The following is a 22,565-nucleotide window of genomic DNA, read 5'->3' as shown; positions in this document are numbered from 1 at the left end:
CCGGCGGGGAGCAAGCTTCGTTGCCGGTTCGGCAAGGCCGCGGGTGATCCGTAACGACGCCGCTGACCCTCGCGGGCGAGGTCGTCAGCGATGCCCTGGTGGCGGCGGGTCGGGGCGGGCGCCGTAGGGTCGGGCGGGTGAGTACTCCGGTATGGATGCCGCCGACGGACACCGAGCGGCGGCTGTGCGAGGCAACGGCGCGTGGCGACGGGGCGGGCCAGGTCGCGGCCCTGGCGGGCGAGGATCTCTATCTGGTGGCGCCGCAGCCGGGTCAGGATCCGCTGCCGGTCTACGACGATCCGGTGGCCGGCGGGACATGTCTGCCGGTGCTCACGCGGGGCATGCTGCCGCCCTGGCAACCGCAGCAGTTCTTCGACCGGGTCTCGGTCGAGGAGCTGGCGCAGGACTGGCCGCACGACAAGTGGCAGCTGGCGGTCAACCCGGGGACACCGTCGGCGGCGTATCTCGCGGCGACGCCCGCGCACCGAGGGGCCTGGCTCCAGGCGCGTGCCCACTTCGGCGTACGCCCCGGCGGGCTGCTCACCACGCTCGCCACCGGACCGCTGCACGGGCCGCTGGCGCAGGGGCTGGCCTGCGGGGCGCCGCTGGCGGTGCACCACAGCGTGCCGTGGAACGAACTGGGCACCGCCTTCCTCGACCACGCCTCGGACGCGCAGACGCTGCGCGAGCAGTGGTCGGTGAGCGACCCGGGGTCCTGGCAGGAGCGGCTGGAGCAGCTGCTCGGCGGCCGTTTCCTGCCCGCGGAGACCGAGGCGGCGCTCCGTGCCCGCCGGGAGGGCGACGCTTCGGAGCAGGACGGTGAGGCCGGGGTGCCGGAGCTGGTGACGCGGTACGAGGAGCGGTTCCGCACGGACGGGCTGCTGCCCGCGGACGGGCGCGTGGATTCGGTGCTGGCACTGGACCTCACGCATGCGGTGAACCTCGTCCGCCGGGGCCTGGGCGCGCGGCTGTGCGCCCCGCCGCAGGCCGAGCAGGCGGTGCAGCGGGCCGGTGCGCTGGCCCGTGAGGCGTACGGCTCCTGGGAGGGGTACGCCGCCGGGTACGCGCTGGGCCGGATGCTCGCCTTCGACAACGGCTGGTTCGGCACCCCGTACGCCGAGGCGCTGCATGTGCACCGGGCACTCACCCAGGATCCGGCGTCGCCGTGGCGGGGGCTGGCGTTCGCCTGAGGCCGCGCGCGGGGCGCGTCGGCGGGCACCGGGCCGCGGCAGATGCGCCAGGGTGGGGGCATGGATGTCGCGGTGTGTCTGTTCACCTCCGATCTGCGGGTGCGCGATCAGCCGGTGCTGCGGGCGGCGGTACGGGCCGCGGCCCGGGTGGTGCCGTTGTTCGTCGTGGACTCGGGGGTGGCCGCCGCCGGGTTCGTGACGGCGAACCGTGCCGCGTTCCTGGCGGCGACGCTGGCCGATCTCGACGCTCAACTGCGCTCCCGGGGCGGGCGGCTGATCGTCCGTACGGGCGAGGTGGTGGCCGAGACCTGCCGGGTGGCGGTGGAGTGCGGCGCCGGGGAGGTGCACCTGGCGGCCGGGGTGTCCGGTTACGCGGCGCGCCGGGAGCGGCGGCTGGCGGCCGAACTCGCCGCTGATGGGCGGCGGTTGGTGGTCCACGACGCGGTGATCACGGCGGTGCCGCCGGGTGCGGTGGTCCCCTCGGGGCCGGGCAAGGATCATTTCGCGGTGTTCACGCCGTACTTCCGGCGCTGGCAGGCCGAGGGGACGCGCCCGGTGGTGGCCGCGCCGCGCACGGTCGCGGTGCCGGAGGGGGTGCGTTCGGCGGCGCTGCCCACGGGTGACGTGCTGTGTCCCGGTGGGCGTCCGTCGCCCGGGCTGCCCGAGGGCGGCGAGACGGCGGGCCGTCGCCGCTTCGCCGCCTGGCGGCGCACGGGGCTGGCCGCGTACGCGGACCGGCACGACGATCTGCCGGGCGACGCCACCTCGCGCCTGTCGCCGTATCTGCACTTCGGCTGCGTCTCCCCGGTGGAGCTGGTCCGCGAGGCGGCGGCCCGGGACGGCGCGGGGGCGCGCGCCTTCGTACGGCAGCTGGCGTGGCGGGACTTCCACCACCAGGTGCTGGCGGCGCGCCCGGCGGCGGCCTGGCAGGACTACCGTCCCCGGGGCGATCGTTGGCGGGGCGACGGCGAGGAGGCGGCGGCCTGGCGGGATGGGCGTACCGGCTATCCCGTGGTCGACGCGGCGCTGCGGCAGCTGCGGCACGAGGGGTGGCTGCACAACCGCGCCCGGCTGCTGGCCGCGAGCTTCCTGACGAAGACGCTGTACGTGGACTGGCGGGTCGGCGCCCGGCACTTCCTCGATCTGCTGGTGGACGGCGACCTCGCCGACAACCAGCTGAACTGGCAGTGGGCGGCGGGCACCGGCACCGACACCCGCCCGAACCGGGTCCTCAACCCGGTCGTCCAGGGCCGTCGCTTCGACCCGGAGGGCGCGTATGTGCGGCGCTGGGTACCGGAGTTGGCGGACGTACCGGGCGCCGCCGTCCACCGGCCGTGGGAGCTGGGCGGCCGGGAGTGGGCTGCGTCGGATCATCCGGTGCCGGTGGTGGAGCTGGGCGAGGGGGTGGCCCGGTTTCGGCGGGCGAGGGGGTTGGGCGGAGGGTGAGCGGAGGTGAGGCGCGGGGCCGGGCGTGGCGCGGGGCGGCCGGTTGACGGCCGGGCCGATGCGTCACGCGGCCGGGCGGTGACCGGCGCCCCGTCCGGCGCCCGTCCAGGCCCCGCCGGCCTCGGGCCGCCCCCAGGGCGTACGCGGCGGCCAGGGGGCGCACGCCAGGCGAACGCGCCCCGGTGCGTACGCTTCCGGATGTCCCCTCCGAGCGCACGGACCGCGCGCGCTCCCGGCCCGCTTCCCGGGCCGGTCCCCCGGGGCGAACCGACCGAAAGCTGATGCCGTCGTGCGCCGCCCGTCCCGTCGCTCCGCGTTGCTCCTCGCCCTGGTGTGCTCGATGACCGCTCTCTGCGGCTGCTCCCCCACCGCCGACGGCCCGTCCGGCGCACGGCCCACGGCCACGTCCGCCGCTCCCGGCACGGTGCGGCTGCCGCCCGCCGACGCCGTCTTCGACTACCAGTTGGGCGGCGCGTACCCGCCGCGGGACGACGTACGGGTGGTCTCCCGCGACCGCACCGCGCAACCGGCGGAGGGCCGCTACAGCGTCTGCTACGTCAACGCGTTCCAGACGCAGCCCGGTGCGGCGGTCGGCTGGTGGCGGCACCACCACCCCGAACTGCTGCTGCACGAGGACGGTGACGACGGCCCGTTGGTGATCGACGAGGACTGGGACGAACCGCTGCTGGACGTGTCCACGTCCGCCCGGCGCGCGGCCGCCGCCGAGGTCGTGGGGCGCTGGATCGACGGCTGCGCCACGGCGGGCTTCGACGCCGTGGAGGCCGACAACCTCGACTCGTACGAACGCTCCGGCGGGCGGCTCGACGCGGACGACGCGGCGGCGTTCGCCCGGCTGCTGGCGCGGCGGGCCCACGCCCGGGGCCTGGCCTTCGCGCAGAAGAACACCGCCGGTCTGCTCGGCGAGCGGGACCGGATCGGCTTCGACTTCGCGGTGACTGAGGAGTGCGCCCGCTACCGGGAGTGCGACCGCTATCTGACCGCCTACGACGGCCGGGTCCTCGACATCGAGTACCGCACCCAGGACTTCACCACCGGCTGCCGCCACTGGGGCGACCGCCTCTCCCTCACCCTGCGCGATCGCGACGTACGGCCCGAAGGGGAGCACGGTTATGTGTACCGGCACTGCTGACGGCGCGGCGCCCGCGGGCTGACCCCCTACTCCACGGGGTTCGGGCGCAAGGGGGCCGGTGGATGAGGTTGACTTCATCACAACAGTGGGCAGGCGAGAGGGGCGGGGCGCGATGCCGGAAGTGTCCGGTGGGGCGGGCGGGATCGTGAAGGGGCGGGTACCCGGCCCGCCGACGGCACCGGGGTGCGCGGGCGCGACCGGGCCGCGGCACGGCGCCGACGGAACGGACGGCACCGGCCGGGCGGACGTGGTCGCATGGGACGCGGGGACAGGCAGGGTCCCTGCATGGTGCGCGTCGGCCGCGAGGCCGGGCACGGCCCAGGCACGGTGCGTCGGCACCGCGGCCCCGGGCGCGGCACGGCACGCGCCGCACGGATCGGAACCAGGAATGAGGAGGACGGCGATGGAGCGCGTGGGACGCCGGTGGAGCGTGGTGCTGACGGCGGGTGCCGTGGTGCCCTGCTGTGCCGCGTTGGCGGTCGCGTGGGGCGGGCGGCCGCTCCCCGGCCCGGCCGGCCCGGTGGGCGTCCTCGGCGGGCTGCTCGACGGGGCGGTGTCCGCCCTGCGGCTCACCGACGGGCGGCTGATCGCGGGCGGCGCGGTCGTCGCGCTGCTGGGCGTGGCGATGGTGGTACTGGCTCTCGTACCGGGCGGGCTCCGGGAGGGCGCCGGGGCGCGGCTGCTGCCCGGCGCGGACGCCGCCCTGGACCGGCGCGGGCTCGGCACGCTGCTGCGGGACACCGCCCTGCGGGTGCCGGGCATCGCGCGGGCCCGGGTGCGGGTGCGGGGCCGTCGTGCCGTGGTCCGGGCGGTGCTGGTGTTCGGCGATCCGGCCGAGGCGCGGGCCGCGCTCACCGCGGAGCTGCGCGCCCTGCGCGACCGGCTGGGCCTCGTCCGGCCACCGCGCCTGGTGATCCGTATCGCCCCCGCGTAGGGGGTGTCTGCGCCACCCGCCCCGTCGGCGCGCCCCCTCGACGTACACCCTGCTCACGTAAAAGGACGGACACGACATGGCCGGGAGCGGTATCCGCCGCGGGCCGCACCGCACGCCGCCGGGCGCGCCGCGTCTTCGCGGGAGGTCCGGGTGAGCACCGGGACCGCCCCGCGCCGCGGGCGGATGCGGCGCGCGCTGCCGACGGCGCGCCAGTGCCGTACCGCGCTGCGCCGTACGCCGCTCTCGGTGTGGCACGACGATGTGACGGACTGGGCGGCCAGCCTGACGTACTACTCGGTGCTGGCGCTGCTGCCCTCGACGATCGTGACGGTGTCGCTGATCGGGCTCGCCGATCCCCCGGCCACCGAGCAGTTGATCAACCATCTGACGTCGCTGGCACCGGCCGACTCCGGGCCCACGCTGCGGCGGGCGCTGGTGGGCATGGCGCATCAGCGCACCGCCGCCTGGATGCTGGTCGGCGGTGCCCTGGTCAGCGCGGTCTGGTCGTCGTGCAGCTATCTGGCGGTGTTCCGGCGGGCGCTGCACGCCATGCACCGTACGAAGGACGACCGGCCGCCGTGGCGCAAGGCGCCGCGCATCCTCGCCACCGCGCTGCTGCTGATCGCGCTGCTCATCAGCTCGGCCGTGGCGCTGCTGGTCAGCGGGCCGATCGCGACGGCGCTGGGCCGGACACTGGGCCTGGGCGAGGCCGGTGAGCAGACCTGGAACCTCCTCCAGTGGCCACTGCTGTTGCTGCTGGCCGTGGTGCTGGTGATGGTGCTGTACCGCTCCGGCCCGCCGCCCTCGCGCGGGGTGCCCCGCGCCGTGCCGGGCGGGGTGGTCGCGGTGCTGATGTGGCTGGTCTCGTCGGCGGCGTTCACGTTCTACGCGTCGTACGTCGGCACGTTCAACCGGCTCTACGGGTCGCTGGCCGGTCCGGTGGTCTTCCTGATCTGGCTGTGGTTCTCCCACCTGTCGCTGCTCTCGGGTGCCCAGTTCAACGTGGAGCTGCGGCGGGCGGGGTGGGACGGGGCGGATGGCGACGGCGGCGAGGGGGACGCCTCCCCCGGGCTCGCGCCGGAGCCGGGGCCCGCGGCGGAGCCGGGGCCCGCGGCGGAGCCGGGGCCCGCGCCGGAGCCGGGGCCCGCGCCGGAGCCGGGGCCCGCGCCGGAGCCCGTACCGGTGCCGGAGCCCGCGGCGGAGCCGTCACCGGATTCCGTACCGAAGCCCGCCCCCGGCCCGGCCGCGGAGCCCCTCGTACGGCCCACCGGCAAGGTCCCGCGCCCCGGCCCCGGTTTCACCCGCTCCTCGGGCTGACGCGTCACGGCCGGGCCGACGGCACACCGCCCGGCCCGGCCCCCGCCCCGCGTACCGGCTCAGTCGGCCCCGTGGCCCGAGGCGATGGCCTCGATCCGGTGGGCCAGACCGAAGTCGAGGGCCGTGATCCGGCCGCCCACGCTGTGGGTGTTCACTGCGACGGCGAGCCGGTTGTAGCCGAGGGTCAGCTCGGCGTGGTGGCCCAGTTCCTCCTGGATCTGCGCGATGTGGAGGACCATCGCGGCGGCCGGGAAGTGGCCCGCGAAGTGGTAGCCGCGGCGCAGCAGGCCCTCGGAGACCGACCAGCCCGGCAGGTCCCCGAGCCGTGCGGCGATGTCCTGGTCACTGAGCGGTTCCGGCTGGGGCATCCCCGTCGCCTCCCTCTCGTCGTGTCCCGGCGCGGCCGCTCCGCACCGGGCGGGCCGGTACGGGAGTCGGGCCCGTACCGGCTTCCAGCGTGGCATGCGGGCCCGGGCGGGCGCCCGGCGGCGGGGCCGGGCCGCCCGGTTACGACGTGGGAGCGTCCCCGAGGTGGGCCGGTTCGGCGCCCGCGGCACGCGGCCCGCGTCCCGTGCGGCGCGCCGCCATCCAGGCGTAGACGAGGATCCCGGCGAAGAGGAACAGCACGCCCTGGTAGATCGCGGCGTACCCGGCCCCGGCGACGAGCCAGAAGGTGAAGCCGAACGCGGCGAGCGCCAGGGTCAGGTCGCGGACGAAGCGGCCCGGGCGGACCCGGTCGCGCTCCCCGGTGAGCAGGAAGTAGATCTGTGCCCCGGCCGCGAGGAGGTACGGGACGGTGGCCGAGAAGGTGGTGATGAGCACCAGGATCTCGAAGACGCCGCCGGAGCCCAGCAGGTAGTTGATCACCGTCAGGCCGCTGGCCAGCACCGCGGCGGCGATCACACCGAAGGTCGGCACACCGCGCCGCTTGGTGAGGAAGGCGGCGGGGAAGAGGCCGTCCTGCGCGGCGGCGTACGGGGACTGCGCGCTCATCAGCGTCCAGCCGTTGAGGGCGCCGACGATCGAGATGACGGCGGCGGCGGCGATGAGGGTGCCGCCCCAGTGGCCGCCGAACATCGCGTTGACCGCGTCCGAGAGCGGCGCCTTGGAGTGGATCAGCTTGTCGTGGGAGACGGTGCCGAAGACGGCGACGGTGCCCAGGAGGTAGACCAGGGCGGCGCCGAGGGTGCCGAGGACCGTGGCGCGGCCGACGTTGCGCCCCGGGTCGCGGACCTCGCCCGCGCTCATCGCCGCGGACTCCACACCGACGTAGCTGTAGAGCAGGATCGCGGCGGCGGCCGACAGTCCGCCGAGGGTGCCGGTGCCGCCCTCGGTGAACGAGCCGAGGTTGGCCGGGTCGAAGAAGAACAGGCCGACGACGGCGATGAACAGCAGCGGGACGAACTTCAAGACCGTGGAGACCATCTGCACGGCGCCGACGTAGCGGGTCCCGGCGAGGTTGGAGAGCGCCGGGAGCCACAGCGCGGCCAGCGCGACGACGAGGTCGGTGCCGCGCCCCGCGTGGCCCGGCAGCAGGACGTGGACGTACCCGACGGCGGCGACCGCGAGGGCCGCGTTGCTGACCCAGGTGAGGGTCCAGTACGACCAGGCCGACAGGAACCCGGCGAAGTCGCCGAACGCCTCCCGGGCGTAGACGTAGGGCCCGCCGGTGTCCGGGTGGCGGCGGGCCAGCTTGCCGAAGACCAGGGCGAGGGCCACGGCGCCGAGGGTGAGGACACCGAAGGCGACGAGGCTGACCGTGCCGAACGGGGCGACCGACGCGGGGAGCAGGAAGATGCCGCCGCCGATGATGTTGCCCATCACCAGGCAGGTGGCGGTGGCGAGACCGAAGCGGCGGGTCGGCTCGGGTGCGTCGGTGGCCGCACCCGTCCCGGGGTGCCGCTCGTCGGGGCTGGGGTGCATGGAGTGGGTGTCTCTCGTCGTACCGGGTGTCCGGTGTGCCGGACTGATGCACATCGTTACCGGTTCGGGGCGGGGCGCAAAATCGCCGCGAATGCTCCCGTCAACCATTCGCCGGGACGGAGGATCTACGGCCTGGCGGGCGACGGACGGAAAACCGCTGCGGCCCTCCGACGGGGCGTACGCGCTGGTCCGGGGCGTGCGGGGGCGCCGGTGCGGGGTGCGCTCACGCCTCGTCGGCGACCCGGACGCCCCCGTGGGCCGAGGTGGCGGCCGGGGCGGCGGCAGGGTGGTTTTCCGCCGCCTCGCGCAGCCAGCGGCGCAGGACGTGGTGCACCTGCGCGGCGCCGGTCAGGGGCGGGGCGCCGTCGGGGACCGGGGGTGAGAGGTCGGCGGGGGCCAGGAGGAACGGGCGGCTCTGGTCGCCGCCGAGGCCGCCGTGCGAGCCGATCTGCTCCTCGAAGGCGTGCACCTCGCCGGTGGCCGGGTCGTAGGCGGAGTTGACCATGATGTCGGCGACGTGCGGGAAGCCGTCGGTGCGGCGCACCGCGTCGGCCGCGCCCGGGCCGAACGGGGCGAGCGGATCGGCGCCGAGGATCCGGCCGGTGTCGAGGTGGTGTTCGGCGCCGGCCGGGCCGAGCACCACCGCGCCGTGCTCCGCCGAACGGACCAGCAGGAAGCCGATGCCGGGGTGGTGGGCGAGGGTGCCAAGGAGTGCCGGGTTGCGGCGGTCCAGCTCCTCGCGGGTGACCCGGCCTGGCATGTCCGGGAACGACACCAGGCCGAGGTTGCCGGAGGCCAGCACCACCGGCTGGGAGGCGGCGCTGTGGCCGTCGGTGTCCTCGGGCCTGCCCAGCGCGGCGCGCGCCGCTTCCCGCGCCTCGGCGCCGCTGTGGGTACGCCGCACCCGGCGCGGCACCGGCAGCCCGCACCCGGCGCGTACGAGGTCGCCCAGGCTCAGTCCGTAGCGCTCCAGGAATGTCGCCCCGGGGCTCTGCCCGTGGTCGGAGAGGAGCACGATGCGGTACGGGCGCGGGGCGTGCCGGGCGGCCTGGGCGAGGAGGGCGAGGGCCCGGTCGAGGCTGCGGAGCACCTGGTGGGTGTCGCGGTGGCGCGGCCCGGAGTGGTGGGCGACCTCGTCGTAGGCGACGAGGTCCGCGTAGACGGCGGTGCGTCCGGCGAGGAGGTCGCCGACGATCGCGGCGACCACCACATCGCGTTCGACGACGGTGGCGAAGGCGCGGAGGACGGGGTAGAGGCCGCCGCGTCCCACCCGCGGTGTCTCGCGGCGCAGGCGGCTGCGGAGCGCCTGGCCGGTCTCGCGGAAGAGTTCGGCGGCGAAGGAGACGGCGGTGCGGGTGGCGTTGGCCGGGTCGGAGAAGTAGGCGAAGTATCCGGCGCGGGAGCGGGTGGCGCGGCCACGGCGGGCGGCGACCGACATGACGAGGGCGACCTGGTCGGCGCCGCCGCTGAAGAGGTTGCCGCGGCTGGCGCCGTCGTCGGCGAGCAGCCCGGGGTCGCCGGTGCGGGCCACCGCACGGCGCTGGAGTTCGGCGGCGCTGGTGGGCCGGTTGCTGACGAGGGTGTGGCCGCTCTCCTTCTCGTACCAGCGGAAGGCGGGCAGGTCGTGGTTGGTGCCGTGCAGGATGCCGAGCTGACTGGCGCCGGTCTGGCTGGACCAGTCGGCGTGCCAGGGCGTGAGGTGGTGGCCGTCGGCGCGCCAGCGGGCCACGGTCGGCATCAGCGGCCGCTCGCCCCCACTCGCGTCGCGGAGCACGTCGTGGCCGACGCCGTCGAGCTGGACGAAGAGGGTGCCGGGGGTGCGGGCCCCGGCGGCCCCGGCGCGGCGGGCGCGGCGTCCGGCGAGCCGCACCAGCCGTCTGCGGTACGCCTCGTCGTTGCGGACGGCGAGGAAGGCGGAGGTGGCCGAGGAAGTCGCGGACATCACGGCGGCGACGATCACGGCGGTCTCGGGGGCGACCTGGCCGCGGCCCTCGGGGAGCAGGGCGAGGGCGACGAGCAGCAGCGAGCCGTTGAGGAAGAAGACCAGCAGGCCCAGGACGAGGGCGGGGACCAGCAGGAACGCGCGGACCAGCAGCGGCCAGACCAGCGCGCCGAGGAGGCCGAAGGCGCCGGCGCCCAGGACGGCGGTCAGCGCGGTGCGGGTGAGGCTGTCGCCGCCGGGCGACTGGAGGCGGAAGTCCGGCAGCACCGCGGCGAGGAGCAGCAGGGTGAGGCTGGACACCGCCCAGACGGCGAGTATGCGCAGCACGGCGCCGCCGAGGGTTCTCCACCGCCCGGTCACGGCCTTCCTCTCTTCCGCTCCGGCCCCGGGCCGGCGGCACGGGCGTCCGCCCCAGCGTGTCATATACGCACCGGTCCCCGGCCTTGGCCCCGCAATGGATGGGAAGGGACGGGTGTACGGGCTTTCGTCACCTTGGCCCCGCGCCCGGCCCCGGGGCCGGGCGCGGGGCGCGGATGAGGCAGGATCGATGGGCGGCGTGCGGGAGTCGGCCCGGCGCCGGGAGTCGGGAGGTCCGCGGTGCCGGTGGAGATCACCTGGTGGGGGCATGCCACCGCGACGATCGAGGACTCCGGGGTGCGGGTGCTCACCGATCCGCTGTTCGCCCGCCGCCTGGCCCATCTGCGGCGGCGGCGCGGCGCCCTGCCACCGCCCGAGGCCGCCCGCGCCGATCTCGTCGTCGTCTCCCATTTGCACGCCGACCATCTGCACCCCGCCTCCCTCGCCCGGCTCGCGCCCGGCACCCGGGTGGTGGTGCCCCGGGGCGCGGCCGCCGCGGTGCCCGCCCTGCGGCGGGTCGCGCTCGCGCACGGGCTGCGGCTGACGGAGGTGGCGCCCGGCGAGACGGTGGCGGCGGACCCCGCGGGCACGGTCACGGTCACCGCGGTCCCGGCGGCCCACGACGGACGGCGGCTGCCGTACGGGCCGCACCGCGTGCCCGCCCTGGGCTATGTCGTTGAGGGCGCCGCGCGGACGTACTTCGCGGGCGACACCGGGCTGTACGACGCGATGGCGGAGGCGGTCGGGGAGTGCGAGGTGGCGTTGCTGCCGGTCGGCGGCTGGGGGCCGTTCCTGGGGAGCGGGCATCTCGACGCGCGGCGCGCGGCCCGGGCGGCGGCGCTGCTCGGCCCGGTGTGTGCCGTGCCGGTGCACTACGGCACGTACTGGCCGATCGGGCTGGACGCGGTGCGGCCGCACGAGTTCCACGCGCCGGGCCAGGAGTTCGAGCGGCAGGCCGCGGCGCTGGCGCCCGGGGTGCGGGTGTACCGGCCCGCGCACGGCGAGCGGGTCCGGCCGGTGGTCGCGCGATGACGCTCGGCGCGGTGCTGGCGGCCGGGGTGCCGCCGGAGTCGACGCAGCAGGCGGTGGGCTATCCGTCGCTCTTCCTGCTGGTGGTGCTGGGGTCGCTGGTGCCGGTGGTGCCGACGGGTGCGGTGGTCAGCTCGGCGGCGGTGGTCGCGTTCCACCATGCGTCGCCGTTCGCCCTGCTCGGCGTCTTCGTGGTGGCGTCGGTCGCGGCGTTCCTCGGCGATATGGGCCTGTACGCGCTGGGCGCCCGTGGGCTGCGCGCCGGGAGCGGTTCGCGGTGGCCGGAGCGGCTGCGCGACCGGGCGGCGCCCGAACGGCTGGCGCAGGCCCAGGAGCAGCTGCGGGCGCACGGGGGGCTGGTGCTGGTGGTGTCGCGGCTGGTTCCGGCCGGGCGGATCCCGGTGATGCTGGCGTGCCTGCTGTCACGGATGCCGCTGCGTACCTTCGCCCGCGGCGACGCGCCCGCCTGCCTGGCCTGGACGGCGACGTACCAGCTCATCGGGGTGGCGGGCGGTTCGCTGTTCGGCAGTCCGTGGCAGGGCGTGGCGGCGGCGGTGGCGCTGACGGTGCTGGTCGGCGCGGTCCCGGCGCTGTGGCGGCGGGTACGGGCTGTCTCGTGATCCCTCGCGCGCCCGCCAGGGATTGCGGGACAGCCCTTACGGGCCCGGGAGCCGCGCGGCGGGATGTGAAACGGCGTCAGGTCCCGGGCAGGACGCGGGAGGAGCCGACGGGCAGGTCCCAGAGGTCCTCGCGGGGCCGTCCGGTGGCCTGCCAGGCGGCGCGGACCCGGTGCAGCGGCTCCATCGGCGGCTCACCGGAGAGCAGGAACGTCGACCAGTGCATGGGGGCCAGCGCCCGCGCACCGAGATCCTGGCAGGCGCGGACCGCCTCCTCGGGGTCGGTGTGCACCGGCCGCAGCATCCACCGCGGGTCGTACGCGCCGATCGGCAGCATCGCCACCTCGATGCCCGGGTGGCGGCGGCCGATCTCCTCGAACCAGTGGCCGTAGCCGGTGTCCCCGGCGAAGTACACCCGGCGGCCGTCGGGCGCGGTGAGCACCCAGCCGCCCCACAGGGTGCGGCAGGTGTCGAGGAGGGTGCGTTTGCTCCAGTGGTGCGCGGGGACGAAGTCGACGCGTACGGGCCCGCCGGGCGCGGGCAGTTCGACCGCCTCCCACCAGTCCAGTTCGGTGACGGCGGTGAACCCGCGCCGACGGGCCCAGGGCGCGAGGCCCGCCGGGAGCAGCAGCGGGGTGGTGCGGGGCAGCCGCTTGAGGGTGGGGGCGTCGAGGTGGTCGTAATGGTTGTGGCTGATGACCACCGCGTCGACCGGCGGCAGATCCTCCCAGCGGACGCCGACGGGCGTGACCCGGGCGGGGGTGCCGAGGATCTTGCGGGACCAGACCGGGTCGGTCAGGACGGTCAGCCCGCCGATGCGGACGATCCAGCTGGCGTGACCGGCCCAGGTGACGGCGGTGGTGGCGGGCCCGGCGGCCGGGAGCGGGCCGGGCGCGAACGGCAGGTCCTGGATCTGCGCCATCGTCTCCGGCACGGGCCGCAGCTTGCCCTCCCGCGCGATACGGGCCAGCGCCCGGACGCCGGGCAGCGGCGCGGTCAGCCGGTCCGTGAAGTCCCGCGGCCAGGTGCGGGGTTCAGCCAGTGGCCGGGGTGCGGTGAGCGGCGGGGCACCGGGGCGGACGGGCGCGCCGGGACGCCCTACGGCAGATCGGGCCACGACGGACGGTCCCGGGGGCGCGGCGGGCCCGGTGTGCGGGGACGCGGGGACGGAGCGCTCGGTCTGTTCGGTCATCGCGGGGCTCCCTTTCGGTGAGGTGGGACGACGCGGCCAGGGGGCGGCGGGGTGCCGGTGGGCCGGGCGGGGTGGAGGGGATTCGTGCGGACGGCGGGCCAGGGCGGATACGGGCGTGGGCGGGCGGCGGTCCGTGTCGGATATCGGTGCGGGCGGGCGGTCAGCCGCCGGTGGTCAGGGCGGTCAGCGCGCGGTCCAGCCCGGTCAGTGCCTCGGCGACCGGGGCGGTGCGCAGCGGGTCGGGGGCGTCCAGGACGGAGCGGCGGGCGTCCGCGTCGGGTCCGAGGAGCGCGTCGGTGCTCAGGCGGACGCGGAGCGCGCCGGGGTCGTCGCCGAAACGGTGCCCGCCGCGCGCCGCCCAGGGCGCCAACTCCCGCTCCAGCGCCGCCGCTCCGGTGACCCCGGCGGCGGACAGATGACGGCGGAGCGGTTCGAGGTCGGCGTAGAGGTGGCTGCCGGAGTGCGGCGGGCGGCAGAGCGCACCGGCGGCGGTGAGGGTGCGGTAGAGGGCGGCGGCGAGGGTGCCGTGCAGCCGGGCGGCGGCCGCGGTGCGGGCGCGGACCGCGGCGGGTTCGCCGAGCGCGTACCCGGCGGCGTCGGCGAAAGGTCCGGGCAGCGGGGTGGACGCGGCGGTCAGCGCGCCCAGGGCGACGGCGCGCAGCGCGGCGCCGCGCTCCCCCGCGGGGAACCGGACGACCCCGACCGGCCAGGACGCGGGCAGCAGGGTGGCACGCAGATCGGTCAGCACCACGACGTCCGCGGGCAGCATCTCGGCCGGGCTGACCACCACCGTGTCGTGCGGATCGTGCAGCAGATCGCGGCGCGTCTCGTCGCTGACCACCCACATCCCCTCCCCCACGGCCGCCTCACAGACCTCGTGCAGCAGCTCGGGCGGCGGACAGGTACCGGTCGGATCGTCGGCGACGGACAGCACCAGCACCCCGGGCTCCGCCCCCTCCATCCGGGCCCGCCGCACGGTCTCCAGAAAGGCGAACGGGTCCGGCGCGCCGCCCGATTCGGCCGGTACGGGCGCGAGGTGCACGGCCCGGCCGAGCAGCCGGGCGGGCGGCGCGTACCAGGCGGCACAGGGCCGGGGCAGCACCACGGCGCCGCCCACCGCCGCGTACAGCGCGAGGAGCAGGGCGGGCGCGCCGGGGCCGACGAGCAGGCGGTCGGGGTCGGCGGCCGGGCCGCGGCGCTCGGCGTATCCGGCGGCGGCGGTACGCAGCTCCCCGGAGCCGCCGGGCGGTTCCGGCTCGGCGCGCCCGGCCGCGGCGGCGAGACGGTCGGCGAGTTCGGGGAGCACCGGGAGGCCGGGCGGTTCCGGGGCGGGCTCCGGCCGCGGATCCGGTGCGGTCCGCTGCATCCGTACCTCCACAGTGCACACGACGGGACGGTGGGCCGCCGACGGCCGCCGGTCGCGGCACCGCCGGTGCGCCGACCGGATGTCGACCGCGCGGGTCGTTCGTGGGCCCATCACATGAATCACGCCCGGCCCACCTTGGCAGATCCCACGCCCCAGACGCCCCCGACACGTCAGCGGACCCCGCGCCACGCCCACCCGGCCGGATCTGACGACCCCGGTGCCATACGAATGGGGCAGGGGGTGGGCGTGCGTACGAGGTGCGTATGCCGGCCCGGTGGGGCGGGGGCGGGCCGGGGGCGCTTCGGGGTGGGCGGCCGGGGCGGATCCGGGGCCTGCGGCCGGGCCGGGTGGGCTGAGGGCGCTTCGGGTTGAGCGGCCGGGCCCGAGCCGGGACGAGCGGCGGGGGCCAGGTCACGGCGGAGCGGTCCAGGGCCGATCCCCCGGTGGTCCGGGACCGGGCCCACGGCGGGCCGGAGCCGACCCCGGCCGAGCCGGTGCCTTGCCGAGCCTCCGCTCAGTCGCCCCGCCCCGCCCGGTAACGGTGGATCACCACCCGCTCCCCCGGCTGCCACTCCTGTTCCTCGGTGGCGGTGCGGGTCCAGCCGTGGCGTTCGTACAGGGCGACGGCCGTGTGGTCGGTGGCCTTGACCTCCAGGACCGGTGCGCGGCCGTGCGCGAGCGCCGTGTCGTGGGCGGTGCGCAGCAGGCTGCCGCCGACGCCGTTGCCGCGGGCGGCGGGGTGGACGTAGAGGCGGCTGATCTCCGGGCCGCACAGGGCGGCGTGACCGACGATCACGCCGGACTCCTCGGCCACCCAGGCGGCGGTGAGGCCGTCGGGGGTGAGCCAGCGTGCCGGGTCGGCGGGCCAGTGGTGCGGGTAGCCGTTGTGGCGGTGCACCTCGGCCAGCACCGCCGCGCAGGCGTCGAGGTCGGCGGCGTCACGGTTCCTGATCATCCCGGAAGAAAAACACACCGGGGCGCGGCGGGCAGGCGGTTTTCCGGCGGCCACCGGCCGCCGACCCACCCCGCACCCCGCACACCGGCCACCGGCCACCGGCCACCGGCCACCGGCCAGGAATACCCGACCTCGCAGCACGCCCGGCCACCGCCCCGGAACGCCGAGCCACCCCAGAACGCCCTGGCCCCTCGGGCCCGGGGCAACGGCGGCCCCGGCCCCGCCACGGCGACGCCCACCCCGGCAACATCCCCGTATCGCACCCCCCACCTGGGGTACAAGAGGCCGCATGCGATCACTCCTCGCCCGTGTCGACCGACGGCTCTTCGCCACCATTGCCACGCGCGAGTGGCCCGGCGCGCAGCAGGTGCTGCCGCGGCTGACCCGCGGTGCGGATCACGGGCTGCTCTGGCTGGGGCTCGCGGCCGGGGCCGCGGCGCTCGGGGGCCGCCCGGCGCGCCGGGCCGCCGTGCGCGGGGTCGCCTCCCTCGCCGTGGCGTCCGCGACCGTCAACACCCTGGGCAAACGCTCCGTACGGCGCACACGCCCGCTGCTGGACCCGGTGCCCGTCATACGCCGTCTGCGGCGCCGGCCCTTCACCTCGTCGTTCCCGTCGGGGCATACGGCGTCCGCGGTCGCCTTCGCCACCGGGGTCGCCTTCGAGAACAAGTGGTGGGGGCTGGCGCTGGCGCCGCTCGCCGCGTCCGTGGCGTTCTCCCGTGTCTACACGGGGGTGCACTATCCCGGCGATGTGCTGGCGGGCGCCGCGCTCGGCGCCGGGGCCGCCTTCGCGGTCCGCGGCCTCGCCCCGACCCGGGCCCAGCTGGCGCCCCCGGCCCGGCCGCGCGCCGACGCGCCCGCGCTGCCCGGCGGCCGCGGGCTGTTCGTGGTGGCGAACCAGGGGTCGGGGCAGCGCGGCGGGACCCGGCCGGACCGGGCGCCGGAGGTGCACGGGGCGCTGCCCCGCGCCACGGTCGTGACCTGCGGCGGACCGGACGCCCCCGATCTGGGCAAGGCGCTGGAGGAGGCCGCGGAGAACGCCAAGCGGTGCGGCGGCGCACTGGGCGTGTTCGGCGGCGACGGCACCGTCAACGCGGCGGCCGCCATCGCGGTCCGGTACGGACTGCCGCTGGCGGTGCTGCCCGGCGGCACCCACAACCACTTCGCCTACGACCTGGGCATCGAGACGGTCGGTGAGGCCGCGCGCGCCGTGGAGGACGGTGAGGCGGTCGCCGTCGACCTGGCGCGCTTCCGCGCCGCGCCGCACCGCGAGGGGCGGTACTTCCTCAACACCTTCTCGATCGGCGCCTATCCGGAGCTGGTACGGCTGCGGGAACGCTGGGCGGGCACGATCGGCGCCTGGCCCGCGGGGGTGCTCGCCGCCTGGCACGTGCTGCGCACCGCGAAGCCGGTGTCCGCCGAGATCAACGGCCGCCGGATGCAGCTGTGGATGCTGTTCGTCGGCAACTGCTCCTACCGCGGCCTGGGGCTGACGCCCGTACGCCGCCACGATCCGGCCGACGGAGTCCTCGACGTACGGGTGGTGCGGGCCGGGCGACTGGCCCGCACCCGGCTGCTGGTGGCGGCGCTGACCGGCACCCCGCGCGCCTCCCCCGTACTCAAGGAGGCGCGGCTGCGCAGCCTGCGGATCGGCGGTCTGCCGGACGGCACGGACCTGGCGTACGACGGTGAAGTCACCTCCATGCCAGGCCCGTTGACGCTGACAAAGGAGAACGAGGCACTGACGGTCTACCGCCTGCCGCCCGAATCTTGAGACGCCTCTCTCGCGATACGAGATAGCGGCGTACGGTGAAACCACCACGCCGCGAGGGCGTCCGCGCTGCTGCGGCGCGGGCGCCCCAGGGGCACCCTGGGCGGCCCGCCGGAGCGCGGGGCCGCCGCCCGACGCCGCGAAGGAGACCGCATGCCGCAGGAGACCGCCGTCTACACCCATGGCCACCACGAGTCCGTCCTCCGCTCGCACACCTGGCGCACCGCCGCCAACTCGGCCGCGTACCTGCTGGGTTCGCTCCGTCCCCACATGGAGGTGCTGGACATCGGCTGCGGTCCCGGCACCATCACGGCCGATCTGGCCGAGCTGGTGCCGGACGGGCGGGTCACCGCCCTCGACCACGCGTCCGGGATCCTGGAGAAGGCCCGCGCCACCGTCGAGGACCGGGGCCTGACCAACGTCCGCTTCGCGGTCGGTGACGTCCACGCACTGGACTACCCGGACGACACCTTCTGTGTGACCCACGCCCATCAGGTGCTCCAGCACGTCGGCGATCCCGTCCAGGCGCTGCGGGAGATGCGCCGGGTGACCAGGCCCGGCGGCATCGTCGCCGTGCGCGACGCGGACTACGCGGCGATGACGTGGTATCCGGAGGTCCCCGGCATGGACGCGTGGCTGGACCTCTACGAGCGGGTGACGCGCGCCAACGGCGGTGAGCCGGACGCCGGACGCCGCCTGCACGCCTGGGCGCGGCAGGCGGGCTTCGCCCCGGAGGCGGTCACCGCGACCGCCGGCACCTGGTGCTACCGCACCCCCGAGGAGCGCGCCTGGTGGAGCGGGCTGTGGGCGGACCGCACGGTCTCCTCCGGGTACGCGAAGCTGGCGGTGGACGGCGGGCACGCCACCCCGCGGGAGCTGACGGAGATCGCGGCGACGTGGCGGACGTGGGGCGCCGAGGAGGACGCCTGGTTCGCGGTGCTGCACGGCGAGATCCTCTGCCGGGTGTGACGCCGCGGGGCACGTCGGCGCGGACGACCTCGCCCGCCCCGACCCCTGTCCCGAATCCGCTGATCGCGCACCGTGCCCCTGCTCAACTACCCTTCGCCGTATGGACATTCTGGGGACCTCCTTGCGGGTGTGCGTCGGCGATCTGGACGCCGCCGTCGGTGTTTACGAGCGGCTGACCGGGACCGAGGCCGTGCGCTTCCAGCACGGTCCGGTCGCGGTCGCGGCGGTGGGCTGTTTCTTCCTCATGAGCGGGCCGGAGGCGGAGCTTTCGGTGCTGTCGAAGGTGACCGCGACGCTGGCCGTCAAGGATGTGGACGAGGCGGTGACAGATCTGCGGGCGGTCGGCGCGGAGATCATCGCCGGTCCGCTGCCGACACCGATCGGCCGCAACCTCATCGCCCGCCACCCGGACGGTTCGATCTTCGAATACGTCGACCGACAGAGCGGCTGACGCACCCACAGCACCGGCCGACGGGCGGTGCTGCCCCGGGCACCCGTGCCGACGGCCGCACCGCCCCCACGAAGTCACCCGTACGAGGCCGTCCACGCAACGCCACCCGTACCCAGTCGGGGCCCCGCCGTCGGCCTGCTCCTCCAGCTCACCCCCTCACGACACCTCCAGAACGATCTTTCCGCGGACATGGCCGCCCTGGCTGAGGCGGAAGGCGTCGGCCGCCCCGGAGAGCGGGAAGGTGGCCTCGACCGGGACCGCCAGCCGCCCGGCGTCCGCGAGCGCGGCGAGGGCCGCGAGATCGGCGCTGTCGGGCCGTACCCACACCATGTGGCCGCCGAGGGCGGTGACCTCGCCGTCGGCGATCGACGCCACCCGGGATCTGTCCTTGAGGACTTCCTGGGAGACGGCCACCACACCGCCGCCGACGAAGTCCAGCGCCGCGTCCACGCCATCGGGCGCCAACTCCCGTACCCGCTCGCCGAGTCCGGCACCGTAGAGGACCGGTTCGGCGCCCAGGGAGCGGAGGAAGGCGTGGTTGCGCTCGCCCGCGGTGCCGATGACGCGGGCGCCCTCCGCCACGGCGATCTGTACGGCGAGCGAGCCGACGCCGCCGGACGCCGCGTGCACCAGCACCGTCTCGCCGTGGCGCAGCCCGACCCGGCGGATCGACTGATACGCGGTCAGCCCGGCGAGCGGCAGCCCCGCCGCCTGCTGCCAGCTCAGCGCCGCCGGACGCCGGGCGAGGGTGCGCACCGGCGCGGCGACCAGTTCGGCGTAGGTGCCGTGCTGGACGGCGTCCTTGCGGACATAGCCGATGACCTCGTCGCCGACGGCGAATTCGGTGGCGTCGGCGCCGACGCCCGTCACGACACCGGCCACGTCCCAGCCGGGGGTCAGCGGGAAGTACGCGTCCATCATCGGGTCGAGCGCACCGGCGACGATCTTCCAGTCGACGGGGTTGACCCCGACGGCGCGCACGCGGACGAGAACGGAGTCGGGGCCGACCTTGGGGTCGGGCCGGTCGGCGAGCGTGAGGACCTCGGGCCCGCCGTAGCTGTTCGTGATGATTGCCTTCATGTCCGTCACAACGTGTAACCATCGAGGATGATTCCGCGTCCCGCTGATCTCTTCGGGGGAATTTCCGGCCGGGCGCGCAACGGACGGCCGGACCCGCTCCGGCCCGCGCCCGGCGCCCGCGCGCCCCATGCCCCCGTCCACCGGGAAATTCCCGCGCGGTGACGGTCCGTGCGGATTACGCTGACCGCGCCCTCCCGGCGGCGCCGGGGCGGTACGGAGAGCGGGGCGGTCGGCGGTCCGCGTGGTACGGAACGGAAGACGGACCGATGGCGACGCAGCACACCTACCGAGTGATCGTCCGCGGCACCTGGGACCGCCTGTCGGACGCATCCCGGGCCACCCTCCTCGCGGAGGTGGCCGACCACGGGATGGCACAGCTGCGCTTCACACCCGAAGGGTCGCTGGTCTACGACGCCGCCCTGGTGTCGTTCAGTTACCGCTACACCATCGTCTCGGACGCCGAGGACGGTGAGGAGATGGCCGCGGCGCTGGCCGAGGAGAAGGCGGAGGCGACGCTGCGGGCCGCCGGGCACGGCTACCGCAGACTCCGCGCCAAGGCCACGGACATGGACACGATGAAGATCAACCGCAAGGGCCGCGGCTGACGGGCCCTCGGCCCGCCCTGGGCCCCCGGCCTGCCCCTGTGGCCCCGCCCCGTCAGGCCGCCTCGTCCTCCGGCACCATCTCGCTGGTGATCGCCCAGCGCTCGTGATCGCGCCAGGCGCCGTCGATGAGGAGGAAGTCCGGCGAAAAGCCCTCCAGCCGGAAGCCCGCGCGGCTCACCAGGGCGAGGGAGCGTTCGTTGCCGGGCTGGATGTTGGCCTCCAGGCGGTGCAGCCCGAGGACGTCGAAGGCGTACCGCAGGACGAGCCGCAGCCCCTCGCTCACCAGGCCGCGTCCGGCGGCGTGCACGAAGCCGCCGTAGCCGATCGCCCCGCAGCGGAAGGCGCCGTGCACGATGTTGTTGATCGTCAGATATCCGGCGATCGAACCGCCGTCGCGTTCGCAGATCAGGAAGCCCTCGCGCGCCGGTTCGCGGAGCTTGGCGACGTACCCGGCGTACGCGTCGGCGTCGGACGGCGGGTAGAGCCACGGCCGGTGCAGTGTGGCGCTCTCCCGTGCCCGGGCGGTGAACTCCGCGCGGTCGTCCGGGGTGAAGTGACGGATGCCCACCCGGGGACCCGTCGCGAGGTAGTGGTCAGCGGTCATCGGCCGATCGTACGGAGCGGCGGGCGCGTCCGGCCAGGTCCGTCCCTACCGTGGCGACGGGTCAGCCGTCGTGGCGCCACCGGGGCGCGTCCGCGCCGCACCGGCCGGGCGGGGCGGCCCAGTCCGTGGGCCCGCCGTCGAACGCGACCGGCGAGGCCGCGTACCGCAGCCGTCCGACCGGGCTGTCGGTGCTCCGCAGATGGCCGTCGGGGTCGTACGTGCCGTCGGCCGCGGGCCCCGGCGGGGTGTCCTGGGCCGTGCCGTGCACCAGCCAGCGGGCGGTGCGGGCCAGGGAGAGCGCGGTGAGCTGCGCGTCGCCGGTCTCCGCCTGTTCGGTCAGGGAGCGCAGTACCGCCGCGGCCAGCAGATAGCCGGTGCCGTGGTCGAGCGCCTGGGCGGGCAGGGCGCCGGGCGTGCCGTCGGCGTCCGCCTCGACGACGGCGATGCCGGTGGCCACCTGGACCAGGCTGTCGAAGCCCCGGCGGCCGCCCCAGGGGCCGTCCTCGCCCCAGGCGGAGAGGCGGGCGAGGACCAGGCCCGGACGGCGTTCGGCCAGCGCCTCGGGGGCGAGGCCGAAGCGGTCGAGGGAGCCTGGGCGGTAGCCGGTCACCACCACGTCCGCGTCGGCCAGCAGCTCCTCGAAGGCGGCCCGGCCGGAGCGGGCGCCCAGGTCGAGGGCGGTGGAGCGCTTGCCGAACCCGGTGTCGTTGTGCGCGTCCTGGCTCTCCGCCAGCTGCGGCGCGTCGATGCGCAGCACGTCGGCGCCGAGCAGCGCGAGCGTCCGGGTGGCGACCGGGCCCGCGATGACCCGGGTCAGGTCGAGGACCCGCAGTCCCCGGGCGGGCAGCAGCGGGTCGCCCGCCAGCGGCGGCAGGCGGCGCGGCGGAGCGCTCGCGCCGAGGCGCTGGCGGGTGACGAGCGGGTGGGTGGCGACGGTCGCGCCCTGGCCGTGGACGGCCCACTCCCGGGGCGTGCGGGCGGCGACCGCCAGCCCGCCCGCCGCGTACACCGTCTCCTGGACCTCCTCGGCGCGCCGCCCGGCCAGCTCGGCGGCGACATCGGCGGCGTCGGCGGTCGCGGGCAGGCCGAGGGCGTGCAGCAACCGCTCGCGGTGATGCGGGTAGTTGGCGTGGGTGCGGACCCAGCCATCGGCGGTGCGCCAGAAGCGGGAGAGCGGGGCGAAGGTGGACGGGGCGCGGCCGTCGATGCGCAGCCGGCGTTCGCTGACGAAGGCCGTCGCCACCGCGCCGTCGTCGACACGGACGGCGGGGACGGGGCGCCCGGTGCGGCGTGCGGTGAGTTCGGCAGCGGCGAGTGCGCAGCTGGCGACCGTGGCGCGGGCCAGTTCCCGCACCGGCAGCCGGGCGGGCAGCAGCCCTGGTGGTCCGGTGCACCGGATCCGGTCCGTCAGCTCCGGGGCGCCGCCGAGCGCCGCCCATGCCTGCGCGGTTTCCCCGCCGAGTCGTTGCCCCATGGGCGCAGTCTGGCACCGCGCGCCGGGCCAGGGGTAGCCGGGGGCGGACCCCATCCGGAGTGCCGGAGCCGTGGTGGGGCGGGTGGGACGGCAGGAGCAGCGCGCGGCGGAGGGGAACGGTCCCGGTCCGCTGCCGTGCGGGGGCCGGGCCGGGCCGGGCGGCGCTCCGTCGTGGCCGTGCCCGGGGAGCGCA

General features: G+C 76.2%; 20 protein-coding genes. 11 read left to right on the top strand and 9 right to left on the bottom strand.

What is annotated here, in order from left to right; translation table 11 throughout:
- Positions 1-137: 137 nt before the first annotated feature.
- The 5 genes from OG422_RS26145 to OG422_RS26125 all read left to right on the top strand — a co-directional run bounded on the left by OG422_RS26145 (position 138) and on the right by OG422_RS26125 (position 6,037).
- Entirely contained in the window at positions 138-1,190 is a 1,053-nt protein-coding gene (locus tag OG422_RS26145) for a DUF1266 domain-containing protein (RefSeq protein ID WP_405746229.1), read from the top strand.
- Positions 1,191-1,250: 60 nt separating this feature from the next.
- The gene (locus OG422_RS26140) at positions 1,251-2,636 is read left to right on the top strand and encodes a cryptochrome/photolyase family protein (protein WP_405746226.1); all 1,386 of its coding nucleotides are present in this window, start codon (positions 1,251-1,253) and stop codon (positions 2,634-2,636) included.
- 340 nt (positions 2,637-2,976) lie between these two features.
- The gene (locus OG422_RS26135; protein WP_405746224.1) at positions 2,977-3,786 is read left to right on the top strand and encodes an endo alpha-1,4 polygalactosaminidase; all 810 of its coding nucleotides are present in this window, start codon (positions 2,977-2,979) and stop codon (positions 3,784-3,786) included.
- 403 nt (positions 3,787-4,189) lie between these two features.
- Positions 4,190-4,720, top strand: coding sequence for a DUF6286 domain-containing protein (locus tag OG422_RS26130; protein ID WP_405746222.1), 531 nt, complete (start codon positions 4,190-4,192; stop codon positions 4,718-4,720).
- 150 nt (positions 4,721-4,870) lie between these two features.
- A complete protein-coding gene (locus OG422_RS26125) occupies positions 4,871-6,037 on the top strand; it encodes a YihY/virulence factor BrkB family protein (protein WP_405746219.1) in 1,167 nt (388 codons plus the stop codon).
- Between the two features lie 59 nt (positions 6,038-6,096).
- On the opposite strand, the gene OG422_RS26120 is transcribed toward OG422_RS26125, so the two are convergent.
- The 3 genes from OG422_RS26120 to OG422_RS26110 form a co-directional block, all read right to left on the bottom strand.
- A complete protein-coding gene (locus OG422_RS26120) occupies positions 6,097-6,405 on the bottom strand; it encodes a 4a-hydroxytetrahydrobiopterin dehydratase (RefSeq protein ID WP_143944816.1) in 309 nt (102 codons plus the stop codon).
- A 139-nt stretch (positions 6,406-6,544) separates the two neighbouring features.
- The gene (locus OG422_RS26115) at positions 6,545-7,960 is read right to left on the bottom strand and encodes an amino acid permease (RefSeq protein WP_143944817.1); all 1,416 of its coding nucleotides are present in this window, start codon (positions 7,958-7,960) and stop codon (positions 6,545-6,547) included.
- A 223-nt stretch (positions 7,961-8,183) separates the two neighbouring features.
- On the bottom strand, positions 8,184-10,325 hold the full coding sequence (locus OG422_RS26110) for a phage holin family protein (protein WP_405746214.1): 2,142 nt from the start codon (positions 10,323-10,325) through the stop codon (positions 8,184-8,186).
- 174 nt (positions 10,326-10,499) lie between these two features.
- Here OG422_RS26110 and OG422_RS26105 point away from each other — a divergent pair, with 174 nt between their 5' ends.
- Together OG422_RS26105 and OG422_RS26100 are read left to right on the top strand one after the other, a co-directional pair.
- Positions 10,500-11,291, top strand: coding sequence for an MBL fold metallo-hydrolase (locus tag OG422_RS26105; protein WP_143944391.1), 792 nt, complete (start codon positions 10,500-10,502; stop codon positions 11,289-11,291).
- Positions 11,288-11,908: a DedA family protein gene (locus tag OG422_RS26100; protein WP_405746210.1), complete on the top strand. Its 621-nt coding sequence runs from the start codon at positions 11,288-11,290 to the stop codon at positions 11,906-11,908. The genes OG422_RS26105 and OG422_RS26100 overlap by 4 nt, the downstream gene beginning before the upstream one ends.
- A 76-nt stretch (positions 11,909-11,984) precedes the next feature.
- Here the strand turns inward: OG422_RS26100 and OG422_RS26095 are convergent, their stop codons facing one another.
- The 3 genes from OG422_RS26095 to OG422_RS26085 all read right to left on the bottom strand — a co-directional run bounded on the left by OG422_RS26095 (position 11,985) and on the right by OG422_RS26085 (position 15,418).
- On the bottom strand, positions 11,985-13,097 hold the full coding sequence (locus tag OG422_RS26095; RefSeq protein WP_405746207.1) for an MBL fold metallo-hydrolase: 1,113 nt from the start codon (positions 13,095-13,097) through the stop codon (positions 11,985-11,987).
- Between the two features lie 160 nt (positions 13,098-13,257).
- Positions 13,258-14,463 (bottom strand): aminotransferase class I/II-fold pyridoxal phosphate-dependent enzyme, encoded by a 1,206-nt coding sequence (locus OG422_RS26090; RefSeq protein ID WP_405747992.1) that lies wholly within the window; start codon positions 14,461-14,463, stop codon positions 13,258-13,260.
- A gap of 514 nt (positions 14,464-14,977) precedes the next feature.
- A complete protein-coding gene (locus tag OG422_RS26085) occupies positions 14,978-15,418 on the bottom strand; it encodes a GNAT family N-acetyltransferase (RefSeq protein WP_405746204.1) in 441 nt (146 codons plus the stop codon).
- Positions 15,419-15,707: 289 nt separating this feature from the next.
- Here OG422_RS26085 and OG422_RS26080 point away from each other — a divergent pair, with 289 nt between their 5' ends.
- The 3 genes from OG422_RS26080 to OG422_RS26070 all read left to right on the top strand — a co-directional run bounded on the left by OG422_RS26080 (position 15,708) and on the right by OG422_RS26070 (position 18,609).
- A complete protein-coding gene (locus OG422_RS26080) occupies positions 15,708-17,192 on the top strand; it encodes a bifunctional phosphatase PAP2/diacylglycerol kinase family protein (RefSeq protein ID WP_405746201.1) in 1,485 nt (494 codons plus the stop codon).
- 150 nt (positions 17,193-17,342) lie between these two features.
- The gene (locus tag OG422_RS26075) at positions 17,343-18,158 is read left to right on the top strand and encodes a class I SAM-dependent methyltransferase (protein WP_143943935.1); all 816 of its coding nucleotides are present in this window, start codon (positions 17,343-17,345) and stop codon (positions 18,156-18,158) included.
- A gap of 100 nt (positions 18,159-18,258) precedes the next feature.
- Positions 18,259-18,609, top strand: a complete 351-nt coding sequence (locus tag OG422_RS26070; protein ID WP_143943936.1) for a VOC family protein — start codon at positions 18,259-18,261, stop codon at positions 18,607-18,609.
- 156 nt (positions 18,610-18,765) lie between these two features.
- Here the strand turns inward: OG422_RS26070 and OG422_RS26065 are convergent, their stop codons facing one another.
- Positions 18,766-19,689 (bottom strand): NADP-dependent oxidoreductase, encoded by a 924-nt coding sequence (locus tag OG422_RS26065; protein WP_405746196.1) that lies wholly within the window; start codon positions 19,687-19,689, stop codon positions 18,766-18,768.
- A 266-nt stretch (positions 19,690-19,955) separates the two neighbouring features.
- Here OG422_RS26065 and OG422_RS26060 point away from each other — a divergent pair, with 266 nt between their 5' ends.
- Positions 19,956-20,294 (top strand): DUF6204 family protein, encoded by a 339-nt coding sequence (locus tag OG422_RS26060; RefSeq protein ID WP_405746193.1) that lies wholly within the window; start codon positions 19,956-19,958, stop codon positions 20,292-20,294.
- 52 nt (positions 20,295-20,346) lie between these two features.
- Here OG422_RS26060 and OG422_RS26055 read toward each other — a convergent pair whose 3' ends face one another.
- Both OG422_RS26055 and OG422_RS26050 read right to left on the bottom strand, forming a co-directional pair.
- Complete coding sequence (locus OG422_RS26055) at positions 20,347-20,898, bottom strand: GNAT family N-acetyltransferase (RefSeq protein ID WP_405746191.1); 552 nt, start codon at positions 20,896-20,898, stop codon at positions 20,347-20,349.
- Between the two features lie 61 nt (positions 20,899-20,959).
- On the bottom strand, positions 20,960-22,372 hold the full coding sequence (locus tag OG422_RS26050; RefSeq protein ID WP_405746187.1) for a CoA transferase: 1,413 nt from the start codon (positions 22,370-22,372) through the stop codon (positions 20,960-20,962).
- Between the last annotated feature and the right edge of the window lie 193 nt (positions 22,373-22,565).

It is taken from the genome of Streptomyces sp. NBC_01525, from assembly GCF_045040405.1.
Taxonomy (GTDB): Bacteria; Actinomycetota; Actinomycetes; order Streptomycetales; family Streptomycetaceae; genus Streptomyces; species Streptomyces benahoarensis.
The sequence above is the reverse complement of the archived record's forward strand: the minus strand, read 5'-3'. Positions and strand labels throughout refer to the sequence as shown.

Bases quoted from the DNA above. Each gene is read 5' to 3' on its own strand.
- OG422_RS26115 (WP_143944817.1), bottom strand. From the start codon at position 7,960: ATGCACCCCAGCCCCGACGAGCGGCACCCCGGGACGGGTGCGGCCACC.
- OG422_RS26140 (WP_405746226.1), top strand. From the start codon at position 1,251: ATGGATGTCGCGGTGTGTCTGTTCACCTCCGATCTGCGGGTGCGCGAT.
- OG422_RS26050 (WP_405746187.1), bottom strand. From the start codon at position 22,372: ATGGGGCAACGACTCGGCGGGGAAACCGCGCAGGCATGGGCGGCGCTC.
- OG422_RS26130 (WP_405746222.1), top strand. From the start codon at position 4,190: ATGGAGCGCGTGGGACGCCGGTGGAGCGTGGTGCTGACGGCGGGTGCC.
- OG422_RS26060 (WP_405746193.1), top strand. From the start codon at position 19,956: ATGGCGACGCAGCACACCTACCGAGTGATCGTCCGCGGCACCTGGGAC.
- OG422_RS26135 (WP_405746224.1), top strand. From the start codon at position 2,977: ATGACCGCTCTCTGCGGCTGCTCCCCCACCGCCGACGGCCCGTCCGGC.
- OG422_RS26090 (WP_405747992.1), bottom strand. From the start codon at position 14,463: ATGCAGCGGACCGCACCGGATCCGCGGCCGGAGCCCGCCCCGGAACCG.
- OG422_RS26085 (WP_405746204.1), bottom strand. From the start codon at position 15,418: ATGATCAGGAACCGTGACGCCGCCGACCTCGACGCCTGCGCGGCGGTG.
- OG422_RS26055 (WP_405746191.1), bottom strand. From the start codon at position 20,898: ATGACCGCTGACCACTACCTCGCGACGGGTCCCCGGGTGGGCATCCGT.
- OG422_RS26120 (WP_143944816.1), bottom strand. From the start codon at position 6,405: ATGCCCCAGCCGGAACCGCTCAGTGACCAGGACATCGCCGCACGGCTC.
- OG422_RS26110 (WP_405746214.1), bottom strand. From the start codon at position 10,325: ATGACACGCTGGGGCGGACGCCCGTGCCGCCGGCCCGGGGCCGGAGCG.
- OG422_RS26075 (WP_143943935.1), top strand. From the start codon at position 17,343: ATGCCGCAGGAGACCGCCGTCTACACCCATGGCCACCACGAGTCCGTC.
- OG422_RS26100 (WP_405746210.1), top strand. From the start codon at position 11,288: ATGACGCTCGGCGCGGTGCTGGCGGCCGGGGTGCCGCCGGAGTCGACG.
- OG422_RS26070 (WP_143943936.1), top strand. From the start codon at position 18,259: ATGGACATTCTGGGGACCTCCTTGCGGGTGTGCGTCGGCGATCTGGAC.
- OG422_RS26095 (WP_405746207.1), bottom strand. From the start codon at position 13,097: ATGACCGAACAGACCGAGCGCTCCGTCCCCGCGTCCCCGCACACCGGG.
- OG422_RS26080 (WP_405746201.1), top strand. From the start codon at position 15,708: ATGCGATCACTCCTCGCCCGTGTCGACCGACGGCTCTTCGCCACCATT.
- OG422_RS26065 (WP_405746196.1), bottom strand. From the start codon at position 19,689: ATGAAGGCAATCATCACGAACAGCTACGGCGGGCCCGAGGTCCTCACG.